Genomic DNA, 24,908 nt, shown 5'->3' on the forward strand with positions numbered 1-24,908 from the left:
TTTTCGCGGAAGCAGCCTTCGATGGAAAGGGGCGGATCATGAGATTTACTTCCTCTCCCCTTGAGAAGAGGATTGAGGTGAGGAGGCAATCTTGCGAAAGTGGTGCATCGAAGTTCGCTTCGATGTTGTTCTGTTGCAAGATTGTCCCCTCACCCCAACCCTCTCCCCAAAGGGGAGAGGGGCAACCAACCTCTCTCCCGCGAGTGTCCAAACCCGTGTCCAGCCGCGCGATGTCCGACTCGCCCAACAGCACGACGACCCACCACGAACTGTTGTTTCTGAATTATTTCAGGCTGGCCCAGGCACTGGTCTATATCGGGCTGGCCTTCACTCCGACCAGCGTGGGTTGGCCTCATCAAGTCAATAGCGGCATGGCCCACGTCATCGCTGCGACCTACCTGATGTTCGCACTGGTCGTCGTCTCGATCACCCACCGAAACCGCACACTGGGCTGGCCGGGAATCCTGGGCACCTTGCTGGTGGATATCGTCGCCGCCGTGCTGGCGATTGCCGCCATGAACGACGCCCACATCGGCATCGCCATGATGCTGGCTGTCAATCTGGCCGCTGGCGCCCTATTGCTGCCCTTGCGCCTGGCGTTGTTTCTTGCGGCGCTCGCCACGCTGGGGGTCTTGGGCCGCACACTTTTTTCCCTGCCTCATCTGGCCTTAGCCGATGATCGGGACCTTCTCGAATCCAGCCTGTTCGGCATGGCCTATTTCGCGATCGTCGTACTCTGCAACGTATTGGGTCGCCAATTGCGCGCCAGCGAAGCGTTGGCCGAGCAACGTAGCATCGACCTGGTCAATCTCTCGCAGGTCAACGAGCTGATCATCCGGCGCATGAAAACCGGCGTGATGCTGGTGGACGATGCCAATCGCATCCATCAGATCAACGAATCGGCGTGGATGTTGCTGGGCAACCCTTCGTCCGACCAGCGCGATCTCGGACGCGTGGCGCCCGAACTGTCGCGTCGTCTATATCACTGGATGACCTCCGGCAAGCTGGACGAAACCGCTACGCAACTGGCCGACGGCATGCCGGAAGTGATTCCGCGCTTCAGCCGCCTTGCGCCGAATGACGATTCGCTGGTGCTGATCTTTCTCGACGATACGTCGCTGGTGTCGCGTCGCGCGGAAGAACTGACGCTCAGTTCGCTGGGCCGGCTTTCGGCCTCGATCGCGCACGAAATCCGCAATCCGCTGGCCGCCATCCGCTACTCCGCGCAGTTGCTGGCCGAATCGGAAGAGATGAATCCCACCGACCTGCGCATGGTCGAGATCATTAACAACCACTGCCGCCGCCTCAACGAAATCATCGAGAACATCCTGCAATTGTCGCGACGCGAACGTTCGCGCCCGGAAACCTTGAATCTTGGCGACTGGGCGCACGGTTTTGTCGACGAATACAAACAAGGCAATGATCTGGGCGGCGATTCACTGCGCGTGATCGACAACAGCGCCGCGCCCGTGGCTGCCGTGGCCGACCCGCAGCAATTGCAGCAAGTCGTCTGGAACCTCGTGCAAAATGCGCTGCGCTACGGACGCATGCCTGGCGAACCGGCGCGCGTGATGGTGGTAATACGGCATGGCGAACATGGCGTGCCGATTCTGGAAGTGATCGATCGCGGCCCCGGCATTGCGCCGAAAGTGGCGGCACAAATCTTCGAACCCTTCTACACCACCCACGAATACGGCACTGGGCTTGGGCTTTATCTCGCCCGGCAGATGGCAGAGGCAAATCAGGCGGCGCTGGAATATGTGCGCGTGGCGGGTGGGGGGAGTTGCTTCAGGCTGGTGTTGACGCCGCCGGTGAGGATTGAGGCGGCTGGCTGATGGCAAGTTCAGATGAAGAAGATCAAGCAGAAGATGCCAAGGAGTGAAGGCGTGCCAAGTCACGATGCGCCAGCCATCGCCATGGACCCGGCACACCAAGGATCCACCGATCCGTGGCGCCTGATGCACACGCATCGCCCCATGGTCATCGAACAACCCACGCTGGAAAGCCTGTTTGCCCTGGCCAACGGCATGCTAGGCGTGCGCGGTGGCCTGGAAGAACAGTTCAGTCCAACCCAGGGCAGCTTTCTGACCAGCGTGTGGGAGCGCACTCCGATCGAGTACCACGAGCGCTTTCCTGGCTTCGCCCGCACCAGCGATACGCGCATCCCGGTGCCGGATGGCACGCGTATCGGGCTGCGGCTTGGCGAATCCCCGGTCGACCTCGACGAAGGCGAATGGCTGGACTTTGAACAGACGCTGGACCTGCGCGCCGGCTGCCTGCAACGCAGGCTGCAGTGGCGCTCCCCCACAGGTGTCACCCTGCGGATCAACGCGGAACGGATCGTTCCCCTGCACACACCCCATCTGCTCTGTATCCGTTACCGCGTCACCTCTATCGACTACAGCGGTCCGATCGCCCTCGAATCGGCGCTGATAGCGAACAGCAAAGCTACCGAGCAAGGCGATGATCCGCGCATGGGCGCACACGTTGCCGGCGGCTTGAGTATGACCATCGCCGATGCGGACCACACCCTTGCGTCGATCTGCCAGCGCACCCAAAACAGCCACATCCGGCTCGCCAGCGGCCAGCGCCATCGCATCCCCGAGTCGGGCCTCGGCTTTGCCCGCGCCATCATCGAAGACATACAAGGCGTGCAGCAGCATTACGCTGCCGAACTGCGCCCTGGCAGCAGCGTGGTACTGGAAAAATATGTCGCTTATGCCTGGAACCATCCTGAAGGCGGCGACACGCAAGCATCCTTGCTCGATAGCATGGCGATCACCCTGGAGAACGCGCTAAAGCAGGATTTCGATGCGCACCTCGCCGATCAAGCCAACGCCTGCGCTGTGTTCTGGCAAGAAGCTGATCTGCATATCGACGGCGACGCTGCCGTCGAGCAGGCCCTGCGTTTCAACCTGTTCCACATCCTGCAATCCACCGGGCGTGACGGTAGCGGCAGCGCGGCGGCGAAAGGCCTCACCGGCGAAGGCTACGAAGGCCATTATTTCTGGGACGCCGAAGCCTTCATCCTGCCCGCACTGGCGTTGACCTCGCCGGAACAAGCACGCAGCATGCTCGATTATCGCGTGCACACGCTGGATCGAGCACGTAACCACGCACGCGAAATGAATCACCCGATTGGCGCGCTTTACGCGTGGCGCACCATCAGCGGCAACGAATGCTCGGCCTACTTCCCCTCGGGCTCCGCGCAATATCACATCAACGCCGCCATTGCCTTTGCGATACAACTATACGTGGATGCCACCGGCGACGTGGATTTTCTCGCACAAGGCGGCGCGGAAGTGCTGTTCGAAACCGCACGCCTGTGGTTGCACGCCGGCAGCTACAACCCGCGTCGCCATAACGCGTTCTGCATCTGCCAGGTCACCGGCCCAGACGAATACACCGCGCTGGTCGACAACAATTACTACACTAACCATATGGCGCAGCAACACCTGCGCCATGCCGCCGCGGCGGCATCGCAACTGGCGAAAGAGCGTCCACACGATTACGCCCGCATCATCACGGCGATCGATCTTTCGCAGAAAGAAATCGCCGATTGGCTGGCCGCCGCCGACGCCATGTACCTGCCCGTGGATGCGGAATTGAACATTTTTCCGCAGGACGACGGCTTCCTCAACAAACCGCGCCTGCCCATCGCCGATCACGGCGAACGCGAACATCGCCCGCTATTGCTGCAGATGCACCCGTTGACGATCTACCGCCACCAAATATGCAAGCAGGCCGATGTACTGCAAGCCTTCGTGCTGGCCGGCCACGCGATCGACAAGGCCACCAAGCGACGTAACTTCGATTACTACGAAGGCGTCACCGTGCACGACTCCACCCTGTCGGCCTCCACCTTCAGCATCGTCGCCGCGGAAGTGGGCTACGCCGACAAGGCTTATCGCTACTTCCTCGATACCTTGCGGGTGGATCTCGACAACCTGCATGGCAATACCTCGCATGGCCTGCACATGGCGGCGATGGCCGGTAGCTGGTTGGCGGTAGTGTGGGGCTTCGGTGGCATGCGTCCGGTCAATGGGCGTCCGGCTTTCGCACCGATGCTGCCTGCAGCATGGCGCAGCTATCGATTCGGCTTGTGCTGGCGGGGGCAGCACATTCGTGTAGTGGTGGATGCTGGCGGTGTCACGTACACACTTACGCAAGGCAGCCGTGTGGAAATCCTGCACTGCAACGTACCGTTTACCTTGAACGCCGGACACCCCCTTCACATGCCGCGGACGTCCATTTCGTCCAACCGCAAGCTAAAGGGCGTCATCTTCGACCTGGATGGTGTCATTGCCGATACCGCGATAATCCACCACGCCGCGTGGAAAAAACTTGCCGCGGAAATCGGCATTCCGTTCGACGATGCCGTTGGCGAACGATTGAAGGGTGTCGATCGCCGCGCTTCGCTGGATATCCTGCTTGAAAAAGCTTCACGACCCTACTCCGAAGGGGAAAAAGAAGCGCTGGCGACGCGCAAGAACGCGTATTACCGACAGCAGATCGAACGCTTCGGCCCTCACAACCTGTTGCCTGGCGCGCGCGCCGCGATCGAATCCGTGCGCCGCGCCGGCTTGAAAATCGCACTGGCGTCGGCCAGCCGCAATGCACCGCTTTTGCTGGAAAAACTCGGCATCGCCGATTTGTTCGACTATGTGGTCGACGCCCATCACATCCACCGTGCAAAACCCGATCCTGAGATTTTTCTGACCGCCGCACGTGGCCTCGGTCTGGCACCGAGCGAATGCCTCGGCGTGGAAGATGCCGCAGCGGGGATTGCCAGCATTCACTCTGCGGGAATGACCGCGGTGGGCATTGGCCATCCGCAAGCCTTGGCTGACGCAGACATGCTTTTGCCGGACGTCGCCGCATTCGACATCCGCCGATTGACCGCGACATCATGAACTGCCTGAGTCCAAGGATGCCTGCCGTGTGATCACTCGGTTTTTCCTACGTCATCCTGGGCATTGACACCACGTACACATACAGTGCTTTGCGACTTGCGAGTGTGGCGAGTATCCTGCACGTCAACCCACCCTCGCCTTCGAATCATGAGCCAACAGACCGTACTGGTCATCGACGATGAACGCGACATCCGCGAACTGTTGACTATCACGCTAGGCCGCATGGACCTGAAGGTCCATGCCGTCGGTACAGTGGCCGAGGCGCAAAGCGCCCTGGCCGAGCACCACTACGATCTGTGCTTTACCGATATGCGCCTTCCTGACGGCAGCGGCCAGGAAGTCATCGAGCTGATTGCCGCCGATTACGACGACACGCCGGTAGCGATGATCACCGCCTACGGCAACGTCGACGCCGCGGTGACCGCATTGAAGGCCGGCGCCTTCGACTTCGTATCCAAGCCGGTCGACATCCAGATGTTGCGACGGCTGGTGCGCACAGCACTGAAACTCGCCGAGGAAAAGCGCACCGGCACCAGCCCCAGCAGCGTAGCCACTGGCTCCAGCTCCCGCCTGATCGGCGACTCGCCCATCATGCAACAGGTGCGCGGCACCATCGGCAAACTGGCACGCAACCAGGCCCCGGTGTACATCGCCGGCGAATCGGGCGTGGGCAAGGAACTGGTCGCACGACTGATCCACGAGCAGGGACCGCGTGCCACGGGTCCGTTTGTGCCGGTCAACTGCGGCGCCATTCCTTCCGAGTTGATGGAAAGCGAATTCTTCGGCCACCACAAAGGCAGCTTCACCGGCGCCGTGGCCGACAAGGAGGGCCTGTTCCAGGCCGCCCACGGCGGCACACTATTCCTGGATGAAGTGGCCGAGCTGCCGCTGCATATGCAGGTGAAGCTGCTGCGCGCGATCCAGGAAAAGGCGGTGCGCCCGATCGGCGCCCGCGAGGAAATCGCCGTCGACGTGCGCATCCTGTCGGCCACGCACAAGAACCTTGCCTCGCTGGTCGACCAGGGACAGTTCCGCCAAGACTTGTTCTATCGCATCAACGTGATCGAGCTGCGCGTGCCGCCGCTGCGCGAGCGCCGTGGCGACGTACCGTTGCTGACTGACTTCGTGCTGCGCCAGTTGGCCATCAAAAGCAAGAGCGACACGCCGACCCGCCTGCTACCAGAAGCCCGCCAGGCACTGGAAGAATACGACTTCCCCGGTAATGTGCGCGAATTGGAAAACATCCTCGAACGCTCCGTGGCGATGTGCGATGGCGATCGCATCGATGCCAGCGACCTGATGCTACCGCAACGTCCACCACGCCATGGCACGGAAGCACTTGCCGCCGCTGCCGCCAATGCCCATCACACACCGCCTGGCCACGCGCACACGCCCATCGCCGCATCACCGGCACAAACCTCATCCAGCGAGCTGGGATTGGACGACTACATCAGCAATCTTGAGCGCACCGCGATCATGAAAGCGTTGGAAGAGTCGCGCTACAACAAGACAGCAGCGGCACGGAAGCTGGGCATTACCTTCCGTGCATTGCGCTACAAGCTGAAGAAACTCGGGATCGATTGAGAGACTCATCGGCGAAAAGCACCCCATTGATCTCAAACCGAGTCTCGAGTCCCGCGCCTCGAGTCCCGCTTCAACGCATCACGCACCGCTTGCAGCAATGCCTTGGTGCTTACCGGCTTGTTCAAGCGACGCACGTGGCCCGGTATCTGGAAAATCGGCGGATCATCCGCGCGGCATAGCACCAGCACATCCTTGCGGTAGCCATATTCACTCAACGCAACAAGAGTCCGCTCGCTGGTGTACAAGCTCATGTCGGCGTCCATCACCACCAAATCGGGCAGGCCACAGGCCTCGATCCACTGCAAGGCCGCGGTACCGCTCTGGCTGGCATGCACTTCGTAGCCCCAGGTATCGAGTGTATCGGTCAGTAATGTGAGCTGCCCGGCTTCTTCCACCACCAACAGCACATGCTCGGCATTGCCGTGCAGGCTGATATCACCATCGACAAGAGCCGATGCATCGGCCGCCGGATGCGATACCGGAATGTACAGATCAAAGCAACTACCTTCACCCGGAATGCTGTCCAGACGCATCACGCCACCGTGGCTGTAGACGATACGGCGGCAGGAAAGCAGCCCCAGTCCGGTACCACCCTCCTTGGTGGTGAAGAAGGGTTCGAACAGCCGCTTGCGCACGTCTTCGGACATGCCCTGACCGGTGTCGCTCACTGACAGACGCACGTAGTCGCCTACCTGGGCTTCTTCGTATTCCAGAAAGAAATGGCTCTCCAGCTTCACCTTGTTGGTGACGACACGCAGCACACCACCATGGGGCATGGCCTGTATCGCATTCAGACACAAGTTGAGCAGGCATTGCTGCAACTCGGTGTGGTTGCCTTCAAAGCTCAACTCGGGATCGACCACCTCGATATCGAGCTGCACCGAGCGCGGCACGCTTCCCTGCAGTAACAGCGCCAGCGCATCCATCAATGCCCGCGCCCTAACGTGTTCGGCACGACGTGCACCGCGCGCGAACGACAGCATGGACTGCACCATCTCCAAGCCACGCCGGCCACAGTCGCGCACAAGCTCACCGAGCCGCGCCAAACGCGGATCTTCCTGGTAATCCAGCAAACTGTCGCCAGCCAGCAACAAGGGTTGCAACAGATTGCGCAAGTCGTGGCTGAGACCGCCGGCCAGCATGGCTAGGCTTTCGAAGCGCTGCACTCGGATCAGTTCGGCCTCGGCATGCGCGCGAGCACGCTGCTCCTCGGCTTCATGCAGGGCACGGCGCACGGCGCTGGCCAGTCGCGCCGGGTTCTGCTTGAGGATGTAATCGGTCGCCCCCTCACGCAGCGCCGCAATGGCCGCTTCTTCGCCAAGCGTGGCCGATACGTAGATAAAAGGTGTTTCCGGGCTGTGCGCGCGCAACAACTCCAACGCACGCTGCCCGGAAAAACCGGGCATGCTCAGATCCGACAGCACGATATGCGGCTGGAATCCCTGCAGGCTGTCGACAAAGGCCGACTCGTCATCGACCAGGCGAACGTCGTAATCGATGCCATCAGCCTGCAATTCGGTGAGGATCAGCTCGGCATCAAGCGTACTGTCTTCCACCTGCAGGATACGTATGCGCGGCAACGATCGTTGGTGGTTGGACTTGTCCGGCATCCCTGAGCCTTCTGGGTCAACCTGAACATCATAGTTCAGGAGTGGTTGGAGAAGCGTGGAAAGAGAGAGAGTAAAGCCAAAACCGCGATGCTCTTCTCACCTGTCCTCGCCTGGCTCCTCATTCCTGCCCTGGCGCCTGGTTCAACACCGCCCAGAATTGCCCCAGGGTGCGAACCGCCTGAAAAAACTGTTCCACATCCACCGGCTTGATGACGTAGGCATTCACGCCCAGGTCCCAGCTCCGCGCAAGATCGCTTTCTTCACGCGATGATGACAGGATCACCACCGGCGTACGCCGAAAGCGTTCGTCCGCGCGCATCTGCTTAAGCACGTCCAAGCCAGTCATGCGCGGCATCTTGATATCCAGCAAGACCACCAGCGGATCATCGCCCTGGCGGCCGGCAAAGGCGCCGCGGGCGTAGAGCCAGTCCATGCATTCCTCGCCATCCTCCACGTGCGTCACCGGGTTGGCCAGGTTGGCTTCGCGCAGGGCGTCCAACGTCATTTCGGCATCGAAGGGGCTATCCTCGACAAACAAGATGGTGCGCAATGGACTGTGCTTCATAGTAGTGATGGTTATCCATTTACTGACGGCGGCTCCACCGCCGGCAGCGTGAAATGAAAGCGCGCACCGGCCCCCGGCTCGCCCTCTGCCCAGACCCGACCGCCATGACGCGTCACGATGCGGTGCACATTGGCCAGACCGATACCGTTGCCAGGAAAATCGCTAGCCTTGTGCAAACGCTGGAATACACCGAACAGCTTGTCGACGTAACGCATATCAAAACCGGCGCCATTGTCGGCAACGGTGAATTCAAAATCGCCGGCATCATCATGACGCGCGGTGATATCGATTTGCGCCGTGTCGCGCTGGCCGGTGTATTTCACCGCGTTGCCGACCAGGTTCTGCCAGACAGTGCGCAACATGTTTTCGTCGCCGACGACGATCGGCAACGGATCGATCTGCCAGACGATATGCCGACCGGGCGCCTCCCATTCAGCCAGCGCGCGCGCCTCTTCAACCAGCGAATGCATGTCCACGGCCTGCAGTCGCAGCGCACCACGCCCCAGACGCGAGAACACCAGCAAATCATCGATAAGCTGCGCCATGCGCTGGGATGCATCGCGGATCACGCCTAGATAGTGATGCGTGGTCAAGTCGGCTTCCGTGCCCAGGTGAGTTTCCAACTTCTGTGCAAACGCCGTGATATGCCGCAGCGGCGCGCGCAGATCGTGGGACACGGAGTAACTGAAGGCTTCCAATTCGCGATTGACATCGGAAATCTGCGCCACCTTGCTTTCAAGCTGCTGGTTGAGCTCCTTCACCTGCTGTTCGACCAGGGCACGCGCGGTCACATCGTTGACCGTCAGCAACAAGGCAGGACTTTCGCTGTCCTGCTGCTGCAAGCGGCGTGCATTGATCACCACGTGACGCTCGACGCCGTCAACGGTGCGCTGGCTCAGCTCGTAATCCCAAAGTTCGCGGTCGCGCAGCAGCACGTCGCGCAGGCGCCGCTGCAGCACTCCGTTGGTCCACGCGCCCTGGCCGAGGTCATCCAGGTATTCGGCACGACTGTCTTCGGATACCCCATACAGCTCGCTGAAGGCCGCGTTCACCAACAAGGTGCGCAGACTATTGTCGAGCAAGGCAATCGGTTCGCGCACCGCCTGCAGGATCATTTGCGAACGCTGCACCGCCTGACGCTCACCCACTTCGGCGCGCAGGCGCTGGCCAATCTGCCGTTCCGAGACCACCACCACGATCGCCAACATCAACACCTGCGCAACCGCCGTCAGTGCTAACACCATGCTGTTGTTGTAAGACTGATTTCTGGCCGCTTCATGCCGCAACTGCAGTTGCTGCTCGGCGTTCGCGACGATCTTGTCCGCGATGTCATTAATACGGAACAGCGTGCTCGCGTCGCGCAGCGCCTGCTCGGCGCCGATAGGATCGTTCTGCTTGTAGCGCTGCAAGGCTTGGTGCAGCAAAGCAAGGTGGCCGTTTTCGACAGCGTTGAACCGATCGACCAGGTGCTCCTGCTCAGGATTATCCATCGTCATGCGATGGAGCCGCTCCAGCAGGCCCGCCACCGTCCGCTCGACGTTCTGTACGATCGACTCCGCGCGGCCATAGGGATCATTCGACAGCAGGTGCTGGATGGCCGATTCGCTGCTGTAAGTCTGGTTGGCAATGCGGTAGACCAGCGTCTGCACCTCGGCCGAGCGCGTGACAAGCTCACCCGCCGCCAGCGACTGCTGCGCGCCGCCACGGGTAATCATGTGGGGCAAAGCGACAATAACCACTACGGCAAACAGCAGACCGCCGGTGCGCCAACGCAAAGCAGCTACTTGTTGCACCCTCCCACGGATCATCGACGGCCCTTGATCGACATGCGCTCCGGCATGATGCATGCATTCTGCGCATGTTTATCCCTACTGACTAGTCCAAAATGCCCTCTCTCCCTCTGCCCGAGAGTACTTGGCATGCTGCACTGCGTAATTCCATTTTCGCCGATTCGGGTAAATTTGGATCGTTCCAAACATCGAAAATCAAGCTACGTAAGGACAGACTCTTAAAATGGGGAACACACCGCCGGTCGGCCGCAAGGTCACCCTCAGTGACATCGCCGCGGGCTGCGACGTCTCCCGCGCTACCGTTTCGCTTGTCCTGCGGGGTAGCCCGTTGGTCAACAAACACACGCGCGCCCGCGTGGAAGAAGAGTTGCGGCGCCAAGGCTATGTCTATAACCGCGCCGCCGCCAATCTACGCCGGCGCACCTCTTCCAGCATTGCACTGGTACTCAACGACCTAGCCAACCCGTTCTTCGCGGAATTTGCCGCCGGCGTTGACGACGTGTTGGGCAACGCCGGTTATGTCACCTTGTTGGGTAGCAGCAGTGAATCCACGCAGCGCGAGGTCGCGGTGCTGGGCTCGTTGATGGAGCACGGTCCGGCCGGCATCATCCTCTCGCCGGCGGAAGACAGCGATGCACAACAGGTGCTTGCCGCGGTCGGCGCGCAAACACCGTTGCTATTGTTCAACCGCGAAGTCAGCGGCGACGTCAGCATGTGCGATCACTGGGATCGCCTGTTCCTGGACAACCAGCACGGCGCACGTCTGGCGACTGAGCATCTGATCGAGCAAGGTCACCAGCGCATCGCGTTCTACGGTGGCCACCGTCATTCCAGTTCATGCCAGGAACGCCGCACCGGCTACACCGAAGTGATGAAGGCAGCAGGCGTGCCAGTGGAACCACACTGGATGGTGGAATGCATGCCCAACCGCCTGGATGCGGTGGCTCAGTGTGAACACTTGTTCGCCAACGGCGCGGCGCCGACAGCAGCGGTTTGCTACAACGATGCCGTGGCACTCGGCCTGATGCTTGGCCTTCATCAACGCGGACTGCAGCCAGGCCGCGATTTTGCATTGACCGGCTTCGACGATATCGCCGAAGCCGCTGTCAGCGCACCACCTCTGACGACACTGGCGGTCACTCCTCGCGCCCGTGGACGCCAGGCGGCCGAGCTGATCATGCAGCGTTTGCAGGAGCCCTCCGCCTCGCCCCGTCAGACCATTGTTCCGGTGCAATTGCTGGTAAGAGCCAGTAGCTGTCCACCGCACGCCTAACCTACTGGAAATTCATCATGGCTCTTACCGCACCTACTGCGCCGTCCTCAGCAACGACGACGGCTTCCGACAACCGCTACACCTATTACCCGCTGACACTGAGCGTGATGACAGCGGTGTTTTTCATGTGGGGGTTTCTAACCTGCCTGAATGACATCCTGATTCCACATCTGAAAGCCGTGTTTGAGTTGAACTACGCCAAGGCGATGCTAGTGCAGTTCACGTTTTTCGGCGCCTACTTTCTGATGTCGGTGCCGGCTGGTCGCGTGGTAGCCCATCTTGGGTACAAGAAAAGCATCGTGGCCGGCTTGATTGTCGCCGGGATCGGCTCGGTAGGTTTCTGGCCTGCCGCCAGCTTGCGCTTGTATCCCGCTTTTCTCGGTGCGCTGTTCGTGCTGGCTACCGGCATTACCCTGCTGCAGGTGGCGGCCAATCCCTATGTCGCGCTACTTGGACCCGAAAAAACCAGTTCCAGCCGCCTTACGATGGTGCAGGCGCTGAATTCGTTCGGCACCTTTCTCGCCCCCTGGTTTGGCAGCCTGCTGATTCTCTCCACCCAAGTGAAGAGCAGCACCGAATTGGCAGAACTTTCGGCCACCCAGCAAATGCTTTACCGCACCCAGGAAGCGCAAGCCGTGCAGATGCCATACATCGGCCTTGCACTAGTGCTGGTGCTGCTTGCGATAGTCGTCTGGCTGTTCCGCATGCCCGTGCTGGCGGAAAGCACGGAACAGGCCGATACCAGCAAGCACACCGTGCTCCATGCCATCCGTTATCCACATGTACTCTTTGGCGTGCTGGGCATCTTCTTTTACGTGGGTGCCGAGGTATCGATCGGCAGCTTCATGGTGAACTACCTTTCACAGCCCAGCATCGGTCACATGAGCGAGCAGAACGCCGCGCACTATGTGTCGCTGTATTGGGGCGGTGCGATGGTAGGCCGCTTCCTGGGTTCCGCACTGCTTGCTGCGTTCTCGCCACGCAAACTGCTGTCGACCTTCGCCGCCATCAACATCCTACTGTTGCTCACCACTATCACGACCAGCGGCGCAGTGGCGATGTACAGCATCGTCGCGATCGGCCTGTTCAACTCGATCATGTTCCCCACCATCTTTGCACTTGGCATCGAACGCATGGGACCGCTGACCGGCAAAGCTTCGAGCCTGTTGATCGCGGCCATCGTCGGCGGGGCGCTGGTGCCTTATCTGCAGGGCCTGTTAGCCGACCAGATCGGCATCCAGCACGCCTTCTTCCTGCCGTTACTGTGCTACGCGTACATCGTTTTCTACGGGCTGAACGGATCGAAGATTCGCAACGCCCCCGTACAAGCCCCATAGCCGCCTTGCATCTAGGGATTTCTTGATGACACGTTCCATCCTCTGCTTCGGCGAGGCCCTGATCGACATGCACGGCGAAGGCAGCGATGGCCATGGCTTTGCGCGGCACTTCCTTCCTTTCGCGGGTGGCGCACCCGCCAACGTTGCGGTGGCATTGGCCAAACTAGGATGTCATGCACGCTTTGCCGGCATGCTGGGCATGGACCGCTTTGGCGATTTCCTATTGCACAGTCTGCAACAGGCTGGCGTGGATACCGCCGATGTCGCACGCACTGGCGAAGCGAATACAGCACTGGCATTCGTGACGCTGGATGCGCGCGGCGAGCGCAGCTTCAGCTTTTACCGCTCGCCGTCGGCCGACCTGCAGTTTCGCGCCGAGCATTTCCGTGCCGAAACCTTCGACGACACCGCCGTTTTCCACATCTGCTCCAACAGCCTGACCGACCCAGGCCTGGCTGCTGCAACACGGGAAGGCATGCAGCGCGCGCACCACGCCGGCGCACTGGTGAGTTTCGACCTCAATCTGCGCCCGGCCCTGTGGCCGCACGGCAGCGAACCACGTGCGCAAGTGTGGCCAGCGCTGCTGCAAGCCGATGTGGTGAAACTCAGCGCCGAGGAATTCGACTGGTTGGCCGTCGATGGCGAACAGGTACTGCTCGATCGCTTGTGGACCGGCAACGCACGCCTGTTGGTGGTGACTGACGGCGCGCACCCGTTGCGCTGGTATCACCCAGACGCGGATGGCGAACTACCCTGCTACAACGTGCCGATGGTCGACAGCACGGGTGCTGGCGATGCCTTCGTTGGCGGCTTGCTGTATCAATTGACCGAACAGCACATCACCCGCGATAACATCGGCGCCTGGCTCGCCACCCTGCCGCGCCTGCACGCGGCGCTGCGCTACGCCAGTGCCTGCGGCGCCATCGCCGTAACGCGGCACGGCTCGTTCGCGGCGATGCCAAACACCACCGATGTAGAGCAGTTCATGGAGATTCACGCGTGAGCACGCCCCCCTTGCCAAACTTTCGCTCCGAAGCCTTCCTGCGCGAACACATCGCCAAGACCATGGCGTTCTACCATCCGCGCTGCATCGATCCGGCAGGCGGTTTTTTCCACTACTTCCGCGACGACGGCACCCTCTACGACACCCACCATCGCCATCTGGTGAGCAGCACGCGCTTTGTCTTCAACTACGCGATGGCGGCGATCGAATTTGGTCATGAGGATTACCTCAAGGCCGCATACCACGGCCTGCACTATCTGCGCGACGCACATCGCGATGCGTCCACCGGCGGTTATGCGTGGACCCTCCGCGATGGCAAACCCGAAGACCGCATGAACCATTGCTACGGCGTAGCCTTCGTGCTGTTGGCCTATGCCACCGCCGCCAAGGCCGGCATCCACGAAGCCAAAGCATGGATGGACGAAACCTGGGACTTGCTTGAACATCGCTACTGGGATGCGCAAGCCAATCTGTATCGTGACGAAGCCGACGCACACTGGCACTTCAGCAACTACCGCGGCCAGAACGCCAACATGCATATGTGCGAGGCGATGCTAGCCGCCTATCAGGCCAGTGACGAACCGCGCTACCTGGACCGCGCATTGACCCTCGCCCACACCATGACGCAGCGCCAGGCCAAGCTCGCCGATGGCCTGGTATGGGAGCACTACAAGGTCGACTGGAGCGTGGACTGGGATTACCACCGCGACCATCCCAAACACCTGTTCCGCCCCTGGGGCTTCCAGCCCGGCCATCAGACCGAATGGACCAAACTGCTGCTGATCCTCGAATCACTGCTGCTGGAACGCCATCGCGAGGAAAAGTGGCTGATACCTACCGCACGACACCTGTTCGACACCGCGCTCAAGCACGCCTGGGATCCAGTACACGGTGGCATCTGCTACGGCTTTGCGCCGGATGGCAGCGTCTGCGATGGCGACAAATATTTCTGGGTACAAGCCGAATCGCTGGCTGCCGCCGCACTGCTGCACGCACGCACCGGCGATACGAAGTACGACGAGTGGTACGGCAAACTCTGGGCCTACGCCTGGGAACACTTCATCGATCACCCATACGGCGCCTGGTACCGCATCCTTACCCAGGACAACAAGAAGTACAACGATGAAAAAAGCCCCGCCGGCAAGGTGGACTATCACACCATGGGTGCATGTTACGAAGTAATAGCACTGATCCGTGCGGGTGGAACGCCGTAACCCGATTCGGGTTGCTTGCGCCAGAGTTCCGGTTATCCATGTCTGAAGAGGGCCAGTCTTGCAACGCGATCCGCGTAGGTTGAGGTGCAAACCCCAACAACACGTTTACGGTGAAGTGAATAAATAAAAAAAGCCCTTGGTCAAAGACCAAGGGCCAAAAGGAACCTAAGACGTGTGGAAGCGCCTAGGGTAGTTCAGATGCCGCATCCGGCACGATCAGGCCTTGGTATGCCGCGGGAGGTGTCCGGCAAGGACTCTTTGTAGCATCCACCGTGCAGGTTGCCGTACTGGATGTCAGCGTATAGGTGAAACGGTTGTTATTCACGTCAATACCTCTGAACGTGCACGTACTGCCGTTGGGTTGCGTGAAGCCGATCGAACCTGGCGTGCCTCCAATGTTGTTGCTGGGGGCGTTACTACCATTGACTTTGTCATTCAATGCGCAAACCTTGTCGACGCTACTGAATGCTTGCCATCCATTTGCAAAGGCCAAGTTCTCCTGAGTACCACCGCCACCGCCACCGCCACCGGCACCCGGATTGGGGATGACCAAGATAAATGGATTATTGGCGTCCGGCTTAATGACACTACAAATATCGGGCCCGATCTTATTGTCGTCATTATGACTAATGGCGCAGTTTTTGAAATCCAGCCCCGTGCTGGAAGGAACTACATCCACCGACAAGGAGGCATCGCCCAACGAGGCGACGACATGATTGAAGACACCGTCTGTGTGTTTACCATCAATGCCGACAGGGCACGAGGCAGCACCATTGCCATCCAATTTACAGCCGCTCAATGCGCCAGGCTCACCCTGACTTCCGCTCGAAATGTTAGTCCAACCCGCACCGAAAATAACAACCTGCTGCTGGTCAGGATTAAACATTTCGTCATACGACAGCCCCTTCGAGCCACCAATGGTCATGATCAATCGGGTGCCTGGTGAGCGGATATTGGCTCGATCATCGTCAATGGAGAAGCCGTAGCCGTAAAAGCCCATCACCTTATGCACAAACCAATCGATGACATTAAGGTTGTACTTGGCGTTCGGGCCGGCTGGATCAGGATGCAGCAGCTCCGTGTTTTTCTCATCGGCAGGGGTCGGCACACCGCGCATGATGGACTTGTAAGTGTCGCGGATGTCGTCCGGCAGATAATTGGGCAGTGTCGGATCACTAGAAAAGTTGTAACCCAGCAAATTTTCAATGACGACTTTAGCGCTGGCAAAATTGTCAACGCCGGAAATCACACCCCGCTGCTGCAGATTGCTCGCCGCGGCAGCGAACACTTTCTGCACGGACTTAGCAAAATCATTGCAGAACGTATCGCCTTGGCAACCGGTGGCGAATTGGCCTGGCACAACCACCTGCTCGACACCATCTGCCGCAGGTACGTTGAAATGACCGGCGCCATTGTTCACGTTCAACCACGCTAGCCAACGCTCAGTGAGTACGTCGGACACCCACGGCGTACCTACAATGGGTTGGCCGTCAATAGAGGTAACCAACATGGTACCGTTTTTGGGTGGATTGACGAGATATGATGATGAATCCGCCAAGACAAAGCTGTTATAAGCCGTTGGGATCTTAATCAGCGCACCCACGTCTTGTTGGTAGAAGTCCCAGCCCACCGTTTTGTCGTTGGAGAAATAATGACCCGTCAAAGTGCCATTCACGAGCTTCTGCAGCTTTGCTTGCATATCAGCAACTGAGCTGGTGGTACCCGAATATCCCATGACCGCCACATCATTGTCATCCGTAGCCTGCAGCGTGACAGGTAGACTTAAGTGATTCACGCCAGAATAGTCATAATCAATATATCCGGCGTCTTTTCCACCATCAATGGTGTATTCCATCAACTGATTTGGATGATCTTCGCGAAAAGCATCCGGCGTGGGCGTAATCAGTACAACATTCCCATGCGGGGTTTTCGAGCCATGCGCTTCAAGATCCGCCGCGCTTGGCTCCTGTGGCAGATTGGTAGGCGCCTGGCTAAATACAAGAATTTGTCCGGCATCGCCCATATCACCGGGAATGGTCACGGTAGCCTGGCTGTTGGCAGCAACACCGTTTGCGCCATGAACATAGATGCGCTTTTCTTGGCCGGAGCTCGCATTTCTCACCACGGGATACATGGTTTGACTGGTATTATTGAAAATAGTCATGTCCACGTCAGGACGTGTATCAGCCGCATAGACGGCACCCACCGAACAGTAAGCGGCGCACGCCAGCGCCAATGAAATTCTATTAAGCTTTTTCACGCAATTAAGACTCCTAAAGGATGGTCTGAACCATTTACATTACAATTTACATTATCTCCCCATTTAACGAATACCGCTAAGGAGGGGGCGCCCCTTTCCCGATTGCTTCATCATGACCGGCCTTACTAAGTGTCGCAAGTTTGGCCTCAGTTTCCGCCAACTTTTCCTGAAGATTCTTGTACTCGTCGCTCATCTTATCGATCTGTTCTTTCTGACTAGAGATCGTTTGATGTTGACGCTCAATCTTGCTTTCTTGCTCTTGGTTTTCTTTGCCGAGTTTGCTGTTCCGTTCTACTTCAGCACTGATCTTCGCATTCTTATTGTCAATATCCTTGCGCAAATATTTATTCTCATCGCGTAAGTCTTTATTCTTACCGCGCAAGTCTTTTTTATCACCGATTAATTTCGTGTTCTGATTGCTAAATTCCGTAATAGTCGCTTCCTGTTCCTTGATCAAAGCTTCGGATTTTTCCTCAGCTTCCTTGGATTCGGCAGTGGAAGCGAAGGTCGCCATTCCATTCACAGCAGCGCCTACCATCGCACATGCGGCACTTATTTTACTAGCCGTAGTGCCGACCTGCCTCATCATTTCAAACGCGGGAACAGTCGCTTCAACAGCACAAGCTACAATACGAAAGGCGCCCCCCCCATATGTTCCATACTTTTGCGCTGATTCGTCGTTGGTAAAGCACTGGGCCATGCCATAAATCATGTTACCGAGCGAATCCGAGCCGCATGGAAATGGAGTATCTTTACATAGATTGGCGATAGCGAGTCCGACATCCGCCATCGCAATGCCAGTCAACATGCCTGGAGTAATGACCTCGGCCACGGTTAGTGACTCCGTGGTCGTGCTACCAAGGGCGAAATAAGCGGCACCTACCATCGCAGCGTTTACGCCAAGCGTGCCGAGCCTTATTAAAAAATCGCGTTCTTGCCTCGTACAGCCGCAGCACTTTTCGTCACCCCTTCCCCCAGATATCTGGATCGCAACCTCACTTTCAGAAGAAGAAGAAGAAGAAGGAATCACTAAACCCGCAACGTCATGACGCTGATCGACCTGCAAGGACTGACCAGAGCCCGTAGACAAAGAAGTAGAACCGTAATGGGTAGATGGCCCTGAAGGATTAAGTGAGTTGCGCGGACTAGGATTTACCGAATGCATAATAATTACTTCTAACTATTTATTTCCAACAAAAGACTCTTTGCGCAGGCTAACAGAACGTCGTCCCGGCTATTCTCATTACGGTCGTGGCATAAGGTAATCACCATATCCAAAGCATCACGCGCACCATTGATCTCACCAAGCGCTTGCATGCACTGTGCCATTCGATAGATAACGCGCGGATTGCTTTGCTGCATAAACATGGCACGCGTATAGAAGTTCAGCGCATGCTTGTATTCACCTTGTTGATGAAATACGTAACCCAATGCAAACATATACGTTGGATCGTTGGGTTGATGTATGACAAGAAAGGCAAAATCACGCGTGGCGGCTTGCCAGTCACCCGCATGCCACGCATCAAAAGCGCGGCGATAGACCGCTTCCAGATCCGAAGCGCTTAAGCCACGCAAAGAGGCCAGCGTTCCGCGGCCTTCTATAATTTCCCGGCACCAATGCAGTAAGACTTCGGCATCTTGCACCGGCATCGATTTTAAGATGGTCATGCCTGATGCTTCGTTCACTTGCGTACCATTCACTTGCGTACCAACCTTTTAAGCTTGCCATTTACATTTTTTACGCAGCCCACCAAGGCTTACCTTGTCAATGTTGAGCATCCGTGGCAACCGGCGCCATCCGGCAAACACCTGAGCTGAAGCCTCGGGATAATCAGGTCACACTTCATTCAGCACAAGCGAAGGATTTACTCAAGCATCTTGAGTGCGGTTAATTCCTCACGTAATGCCTCATATGCTTGGACCGCCTCGGTATGGCCCTCTTCCAAGGCTATGGAAAACCCCGATATGCCGTCCGCATCTTTTGCTTCAAGCAGCGTGACGAGGGACTGGACTCGAGCTTCCTCGGGTAATTGCTTAAGCAGCTCTCCGTAGGCGCGGATCGCCTTCGCATGGCCCTCTTGCAAGGCCATGAAAAGCCCTGGTGTACCGTCCAGATCTTTTGCCTCAAGCAGCGTGACAAGGAATTGGTCTCGGGCTTCCTTGGTTAATTGCTTGAGGAGTTCCCCGTAGGCGCCGATCGCCTCGGCATGGCCCTTTTGCAAGGCCATGAAAAGCCCCGGTATGCCCTGCGCATTTTTTGCTTCTAGCAGCGTGGCCAGGAATTCGGTCTGGACTTCCTCGGGTAATTGCTTGAGGAGTTCCCCGTAGGCGCGGATCGCCTCGGCATGACCGCTTAGCAAGGCCCTAAGAAGTCCCGGTGTGCCTTTCGAAGCTTTTGCTTCAAGCAGCGTGCCGAGGAACTTGGTTTGGTCTTCCTTGGGTAATTGCTTGAGGAGTTCCCCGTAGGCGCGGATCGCCTTGGCATGGCCATTTTGCAAGGCCATAAAAAGCCCCGGTGTGCCGTTCACAGCTTTTGCTTCAAGCAGCGTGATGAGGGACTGGGTTCGAGCTTCCTCGGGTAGTTGCTTGAGGAGTTCCCCGTAGGGGCGGATCGCCTCGGCATGACCGTTTTGCAAGGCCATAAGAAGCCCCGGTGTGCCGTTCGCATCTTTTGCTTCAAGCAGCGTGATGAGGGACTGGACTCGGGCTTCCTCGGGTAGTTGCTTCAGGAGTTCCCCATAGGCGCAAATTGCCTCGGCCCGACCCTCTTGCAAGGCCATAAAAAGCCCCGGTGTGCCGTTCACAGCTTTTGCTTCAAGAAGCTTGACGAGGGCCTGGGTTCGAGCTTCCTTGGGTAGTTGCTTGAGTAGTTCCCCGTAAGCACGGATCACCTCGACATGACCCTCTTGCAAGGCCATATAAAACCCCGGCGTACCATTCATATCTTTTGCAGCGAGTAGCCTTACTTGTGTTTCCACATCTAACTTAGCGAAGTCCTCAGACAGGCCGGCCAGATCCACCGAGAAGTTGCCACTCAGCAGGTGCCACATCACCGCTGGCGAAAGTCCTTCACAGCGACTGGTCAATGCCCTGCCTTGGCTTGTTTGCAACGGCGGTTGCTGAGCAGCCTGAGGGCTGCACACGTGCACTAACGCACAATCCTCATCGTTCCTAAAATAGGATGAGTAGTACGAATCATGTTGACCATCCCCATCGATATATTGCCGTAAGGTCTGGCCGTTTAACTTACTTAAGTCATCCACCTCGCAGCGTACGGTGGCGTCCGTCATGTTGGGATCATAAAACGTGACGACATAGATTTTTTTGTTGTCGTCCTGCGGATGCGGTTTCACACGCAGCCGAATGGCCATCGAATGGTTGCTCGACTCGACTAGCAGGCCACGCACACCCGCGCCACTCGGAGAATCACTTTCGATCTTTTTGAATTGCTCCATCAGCAAGCTATCCAAATGATCGGTCTTGATCAGGTGCGCTTCCTGGGCATCGCGCCGCATCGTTTCATAATCGGCGTCGGTCCCATTTTCGGGCACATGCTGAGCGATTTGTTCGACCGATTCGAAAGGGTTTAAGTCGACTTTGCCAGCTTCATCATGCAAGCAGTCGTAGAGATATTGGACCGCTAAGTGGCAGCATTCGATGTCTATCTCCGGCGCGCCGGCTGGTGTGGGAAAGGTGGCAACGCCGTTTAGGTTCGCTGGCGGGTACGCGTTCTTTTTAGACAGATACGGCACGCTTTTACCAAACGGCAGGTCCGGTCGTTGCACCTCATCGTTATAGACAGGAAACGCCGCATGGTGTCCGGGAGAGGGGCTAATCGTGCGGATCATCGTCATGCCTTCGCCTGGCTTGACCACCCGAACCGAACCGCCGTCCACCGTCAGCATCCCGTTCTTTAGCGTTAAGTCCGTATCGCCGGTGACGGCCACCACGGCGCCATCGGGCAAGTGCACGACAGCGCCTTCCGCCGCGTGAAGTTGCGTATCGTCTTCTTTGAACATCGCAGTAGCGCGCGCACCCACCGTGACGTGTGAATGCCGATACACCATGATGGTGGACTCACCCTGCGCATTAACCGTCGCATCGCGATGCGCGTGTACGGTGGACCTACCAAAGGCATTCACCGTTGCGCCTGGATTAGTCCATACGGTCGCATCGTCTTGTACCGTGACCACGGAACCCCGTTGGGCCGTCACCCGCGCGTGATCCTTGACCAGGGCTAGACCCTTGACGGCCTTCTGATTGCAGCCTTGTACCGTTTCTTGCGGTACAGCGTGTTCCTGCGAGCTCAATGAATCGCTGGGCGGGGAAAGATTAAAGGGATTTATGTTCATGTCATGGTTAGTTTAGTTCTTGGATTAAATATCTTCCTGATTCCCCATATCACGCATCCAAGGTTGCGAGGTGGCAGTGCAGAAATGGCGTATTCGCTGCGGCCACAATGCGCCATGGCATCAACCCAACCAGATCAAAGCGACGGCTGAAGCAGTAGCAGAACTCAAGCAGATAGCGTTGCAGGCATCAACTCCTTGAGTAATGCCTCATATGCTTGGATCGCCTCGGTATGGCCCTCTTGCAAGGCTATGGAAAGCCCCGATGCGCCGTCCGCATCTTTTGCTTCAAGCAGCGCGACGAGGGACTGGACTCGAGCTTCCTCGGGTAACTGCTTGAGCAGCTCCCCGTAAGCGCGGATCGCCTCCGCATGGCCCTCTTGCAAGGCCATGAAAAGCCCCGGTGTACCATCCGCATCTTTTGCTGCAAGCAGCGTGACGAGGAACGGGGCTCGGCCTTCCTCGGGTAATTGCTTGAGCAGCTCCCCGTAGGCGCGGATCGCCTCCACATGGCCCTCTTGCAAGGCCATGAAAAGCCCCGGTGTACCATCCGCATCTTTTGCTTCAAGCAGCGTGGCGAGAACCCGGGCTCGGGCTTCCTCGGGTAGTTGCTTGAAGAGTTCCCCGTAGGCGCGGATCGCCTTGGCATGGCCCTTTTTCAAGGCCATGAAAAGCCCCGGTGTTCCCTTCGCACTTTTTGCTTCGAGCAGCGTGGCCAGGAATTCGGCCTGGACTTCCTCGGCTAGTTGCGTGAATAGTTTCCCGTAGGCGCGGATCGCCTTGGCATGACCCTGTTGCAAGGCCATACAAAGCCCCGGTGTTCCCTTCGCATTTTTTGCTTCGAGCAGCGTGGCCAAGAATTCGGTCTGGACTTCCTCGGGTAGTTGCTTGAGGAGTTCCTCGTAGACGCCGATCGCCTCCGCATGGCCATTTTGCAAGGCCATATAAAGCCCCGGTATACCGTCCGCATCTTTTGCTTCAAGCAGCGTGGCGAGGAACTGGGTTCGGCCTTCCTTGGGTAGTTGCTTGAGGAGTTCCCCGTAGGCGCGGATTGCCTCGGCCCGACCCTTTTGCAAAGCCTTGAAAAGCCCCGGTATACCGTCCGCATCTTTTGCTTCAAGCAGCGTGACGAGGAACTGGGCTCGGCCTTCCTCGGATAATTGCTTGAGCAGCTCCCCGTAGGCGCGGATTGCCTCCGTATGACCCTCTTGCAAGGCCATGAAAAGCCCCGGTGTACCATCCACAGCTTTTGCTTCAAGCAGCGTGGCGAGGACCCGGGCTCGGGCTTCCTCGGGTAGTTGCTTCAGGAGTTCTCCGTAGGCACGGATCGCCTCGGCATGGCCATCTTGCAAGGCCATGAAAAGCCCCGATGTGCCGTCCGCATCTTTTGCAGCGAGTAGCCTTACTTGCGTTTCCATATCTAACTTGGCGAAGTCCTCGGACAGGCCGGCCAGATCCACCGAGAAGTTGCCAGCCAGCAGGTGCGACATCATCGCTGGCGAAAGTTCTTCACAGCGACTGGTCAACGCCCTCCCTTGGCTTGTTTGCAACGGCGGTTGCTCAGTGGCCTGATGGCTGCACACACGCACTATCGCACAGTCCTCACCGCCACTAAAATAATCCTGATAGCGCGGATTATGCTGGCCATCCCCGTCGATATATTGTCGTAAGGTCTGGCCGTTCAACTTGCTTAAGTCATCGACCTCGCAGCGTACGGTGGTGTCCGTCATGTTGGGATCATAAAACTTGACGACATAGATTTTTTTGTTGGGGTCATCCCGATCCTGTTTCACCCGCAGTCGAATGGCCATCGAATGGTTGGTCGACTCGAGCAGCAAACCTCGAACACCGGCGCCTGCCGACGACGTGTTTTCGGTTTCGATCTTTTCGAATTGCTCCATCAGCAACTTACCCAAATGATCAGTTTTGATCAGGTGCGCTTCCTGGGCATTGCGCCGCATATTTTCATAATCGGCTTCGGTCCCGTTTTCGGGCACATGCTGAGCGATTTGTTCGACCGATTCGAAATGGTTTAAGTCGACTTTGCCGGCGTCATCATGCAAGCAGTCGTAGAGATATTGGGCCGCCAAGTGGCGGCATACGATGACTTCCAGCGGTGAGTCGGCTGGTGTGGGAAAGGCGACGTCGCCGTTTAGGTTCTTTGGCGGGTACGCGTTCTTTTTAGACAGATACGGCACGCTTTTATCAAACGGCAGGTCCGCTCGTTTCACAAAAAAGTTATAGACAGGGAACGCCGCATGGTGTCCAGGAGGGGGACTAACCGTGCGGATCATCGTCGTGCCTTCGCCTGGCTTGACCACCCGAACCGAACCGCCGTTTACCGTCAGCGTCCCGTTCTTTAGCGTTAAGTCCGTATCGCCGGTGACCGCCACCACGGTGCCATCCGGCAAGTGCACGACAGCGCCTTCCTCCGCGTGAAGTTGCGTACCGTCTTTTTCGAGCACCGCGGTGGCATGCGCACCCACTGTCACGTGCGAATCCGTACGCACTATGACAGTGGACTCGCCCTGCGCATTAACCGTCGAATAACAATGCGCGTGTACGACGGCCTTATCGAAGGCATTTACCGTTGTGTCTGCATGGGCCCACACGGTCGCATTGCCTTTCGCCGTGACTGCGGCACCCCGAAAGGCCATAACCTCGGCGTGGTCCGTGACGAGGGCTGGACCCCTGACGACCTTCCGATCGTGACCCTCTACCGTCTCCTGAGGCACGGTGTCTTCCCGCGCGATTAACGCATCGGTTTGCGGGGGAAACTTAAAACGATTGATGCCTTCCATATGTTCATCTCACAGCTAGTTCTTGGATTAAATATCTTCCTGATTCCCCATATCACGCATCTAAGGTCAATGGCACTAACTTAAGCTTGTCTCGCCATCACTCGCCGCAGGTGAGAACGCGTAGGTTGGGGTGCAAACCCCAACATCGGGATGCATGTACGCATGGCAATGTTGGGGTTTGCACCCCAACCTACGCGGATCGCTTCGCA

General features: G+C 57.9%; 15 protein-coding genes and 1 pseudogene. 7 read left to right on the top strand and 9 right to left on the bottom strand.

Annotated features, from left to right (window positions below):
• The first annotated feature begins 230 nt into the window (after positions 1-230).
• From EO087_RS10170 to EO087_RS10180, 3 genes are all read left to right on the top strand, one after another.
• The gene (locus EO087_RS10170) at positions 231-1,835 is read left to right on the top strand and encodes a HAMP domain-containing sensor histidine kinase (protein WP_128898770.1); all 1,605 of its coding nucleotides are present in this window, start codon (positions 231-233) and stop codon (positions 1,833-1,835) included.
• A 12-nt stretch (positions 1,836-1,847) separates the two neighbouring features.
• Positions 1,848-4,913 (top strand): beta-phosphoglucomutase, encoded by a 3,066-nt coding sequence (gene pgmB, locus EO087_RS10175; protein ID WP_240669017.1) that lies wholly within the window; start codon positions 1,848-1,850, stop codon positions 4,911-4,913.
• A 147-nt stretch (positions 4,914-5,060) separates the two neighbouring features.
• Positions 5,061-6,497 carry a sigma-54 dependent transcriptional regulator gene (locus tag EO087_RS10180; RefSeq protein WP_128898771.1) on the top strand — a complete coding sequence of 479 codons (1,437 nt, stop codon included), beginning with the start codon at positions 5,061-5,063 and terminating at the stop codon, positions 6,495-6,497.
• 32 nt (positions 6,498-6,529) lie between these two features.
• Here the strand turns inward: EO087_RS10180 and EO087_RS10185 are convergent, their stop codons facing one another.
• The 3 genes from EO087_RS10185 to EO087_RS10195 form a co-directional block, all read right to left on the bottom strand.
• Positions 6,530-8,107 (bottom strand): response regulator, encoded by a 1,578-nt coding sequence (locus EO087_RS10185; RefSeq protein ID WP_205744344.1) that lies wholly within the window; start codon positions 8,105-8,107, stop codon positions 6,530-6,532.
• A 118-nt stretch (positions 8,108-8,225) separates the two neighbouring features.
• Positions 8,226-8,672: a response regulator gene (locus EO087_RS10190; protein ID WP_128898772.1), complete on the bottom strand. Its 447-nt coding sequence runs from the start codon at positions 8,670-8,672 to the stop codon at positions 8,226-8,228.
• An 11-nt stretch (positions 8,673-8,683) separates the two neighbouring features.
• Positions 8,684-10,465: an ATP-binding protein gene (locus EO087_RS10195; protein WP_343132817.1), complete on the bottom strand. Its 1,782-nt coding sequence runs from the start codon at positions 10,463-10,465 to the stop codon at positions 8,684-8,686.
• Between the two features lie 220 nt (positions 10,466-10,685).
• On the opposite strand from EO087_RS10195, the gene EO087_RS10200 reads away from it, so the two are divergent.
• The 4 genes from EO087_RS10200 to EO087_RS10215 all read left to right on the top strand — a co-directional run bounded on the left by EO087_RS10200 (position 10,686) and on the right by EO087_RS10215 (position 15,289).
• Positions 10,686-11,735, top strand: coding sequence for a LacI family DNA-binding transcriptional regulator (locus EO087_RS10200; RefSeq protein WP_128898773.1), 1,050 nt, complete (start codon positions 10,686-10,688; stop codon positions 11,733-11,735).
• A 107-nt stretch (positions 11,736-11,842) separates the two neighbouring features.
• Positions 11,843-13,072, top strand: coding sequence for a sugar MFS transporter (locus EO087_RS10205; RefSeq protein WP_240669196.1), 1,230 nt, complete (start codon positions 11,843-11,845; stop codon positions 13,070-13,072).
• 25 nt (positions 13,073-13,097) lie between these two features.
• The gene (locus EO087_RS10210; RefSeq protein WP_205744345.1) at positions 13,098-14,075 is read left to right on the top strand and encodes a carbohydrate kinase; all 978 of its coding nucleotides are present in this window, start codon (positions 13,098-13,100) and stop codon (positions 14,073-14,075) included.
• A 62-nt stretch (positions 14,076-14,137) separates the two neighbouring features.
• The gene (locus tag EO087_RS10215; RefSeq protein WP_128899896.1) at positions 14,138-15,289 is read left to right on the top strand and encodes an AGE family epimerase/isomerase; all 1,152 of its coding nucleotides are present in this window, start codon (positions 14,138-14,140) and stop codon (positions 15,287-15,289) included.
• Positions 15,290-15,473: 184 nt separating this feature from the next.
• On the opposite strand, the gene EO087_RS10220 is transcribed toward EO087_RS10215, so the two are convergent.
• From EO087_RS10220 to EO087_RS10240, 6 genes and pseudogenes are all read right to left on the bottom strand, one after another.
• Positions 15,474-17,549: a hypothetical protein gene (locus EO087_RS10220; protein ID WP_128898776.1), complete on the bottom strand. Its 2,076-nt coding sequence runs from the start codon at positions 17,547-17,549 to the stop codon at positions 15,474-15,476.
• Positions 17,550-17,625: 76 nt separating this feature from the next.
• Positions 17,626-18,615: a hypothetical protein gene (locus EO087_RS10225; RefSeq protein WP_128898777.1), complete on the bottom strand. Its 990-nt coding sequence runs from the start codon at positions 18,613-18,615 to the stop codon at positions 17,626-17,628.
• A 110-nt stretch (positions 18,616-18,725) separates the two neighbouring features.
• Positions 18,726-19,250 (bottom strand): SycD/LcrH family type III secretion system chaperone, encoded by a 525-nt coding sequence (locus EO087_RS10230; protein WP_128898778.1) that lies wholly within the window; start codon positions 19,248-19,250, stop codon positions 18,726-18,728.
• Positions 19,251-19,414: 164 nt separating this feature from the next.
• Positions 19,415-21,499, bottom strand: coding sequence for a ShET2/EspL2 family type III secretion system effector toxin (locus EO087_RS10235; RefSeq protein WP_164931813.1), 2,085 nt, complete (start codon positions 21,497-21,499; stop codon positions 19,415-19,417).
• A gap of 451 nt (positions 21,500-21,950) precedes the next feature.
• Positions 21,951-22,085 (bottom strand): annotated as a pseudogene (locus tag EO087_RS16760) (IS1595 family transposase); the annotation flags it as partial.
• The gene (locus tag EO087_RS10240) at positions 22,066-24,699 is read right to left on the bottom strand and encodes a ShET2/EspL2 family type III secretion system effector toxin (protein ID WP_128898780.1); all 2,634 of its coding nucleotides are present in this window, start codon (positions 24,697-24,699) and stop codon (positions 22,066-22,068) included. The pseudogene EO087_RS16760 and the gene EO087_RS10240, both read right to left, overlap by 20 nt.
• Positions 24,700-24,908 lie beyond the last annotated feature (209 nt).

The organism is Dyella sp. M7H15-1 (assembly GCF_004114615.1).
Taxonomy (GTDB): domain Bacteria; phylum Pseudomonadota; class Gammaproteobacteria; order Xanthomonadales; family Rhodanobacteraceae; genus Dyella_B.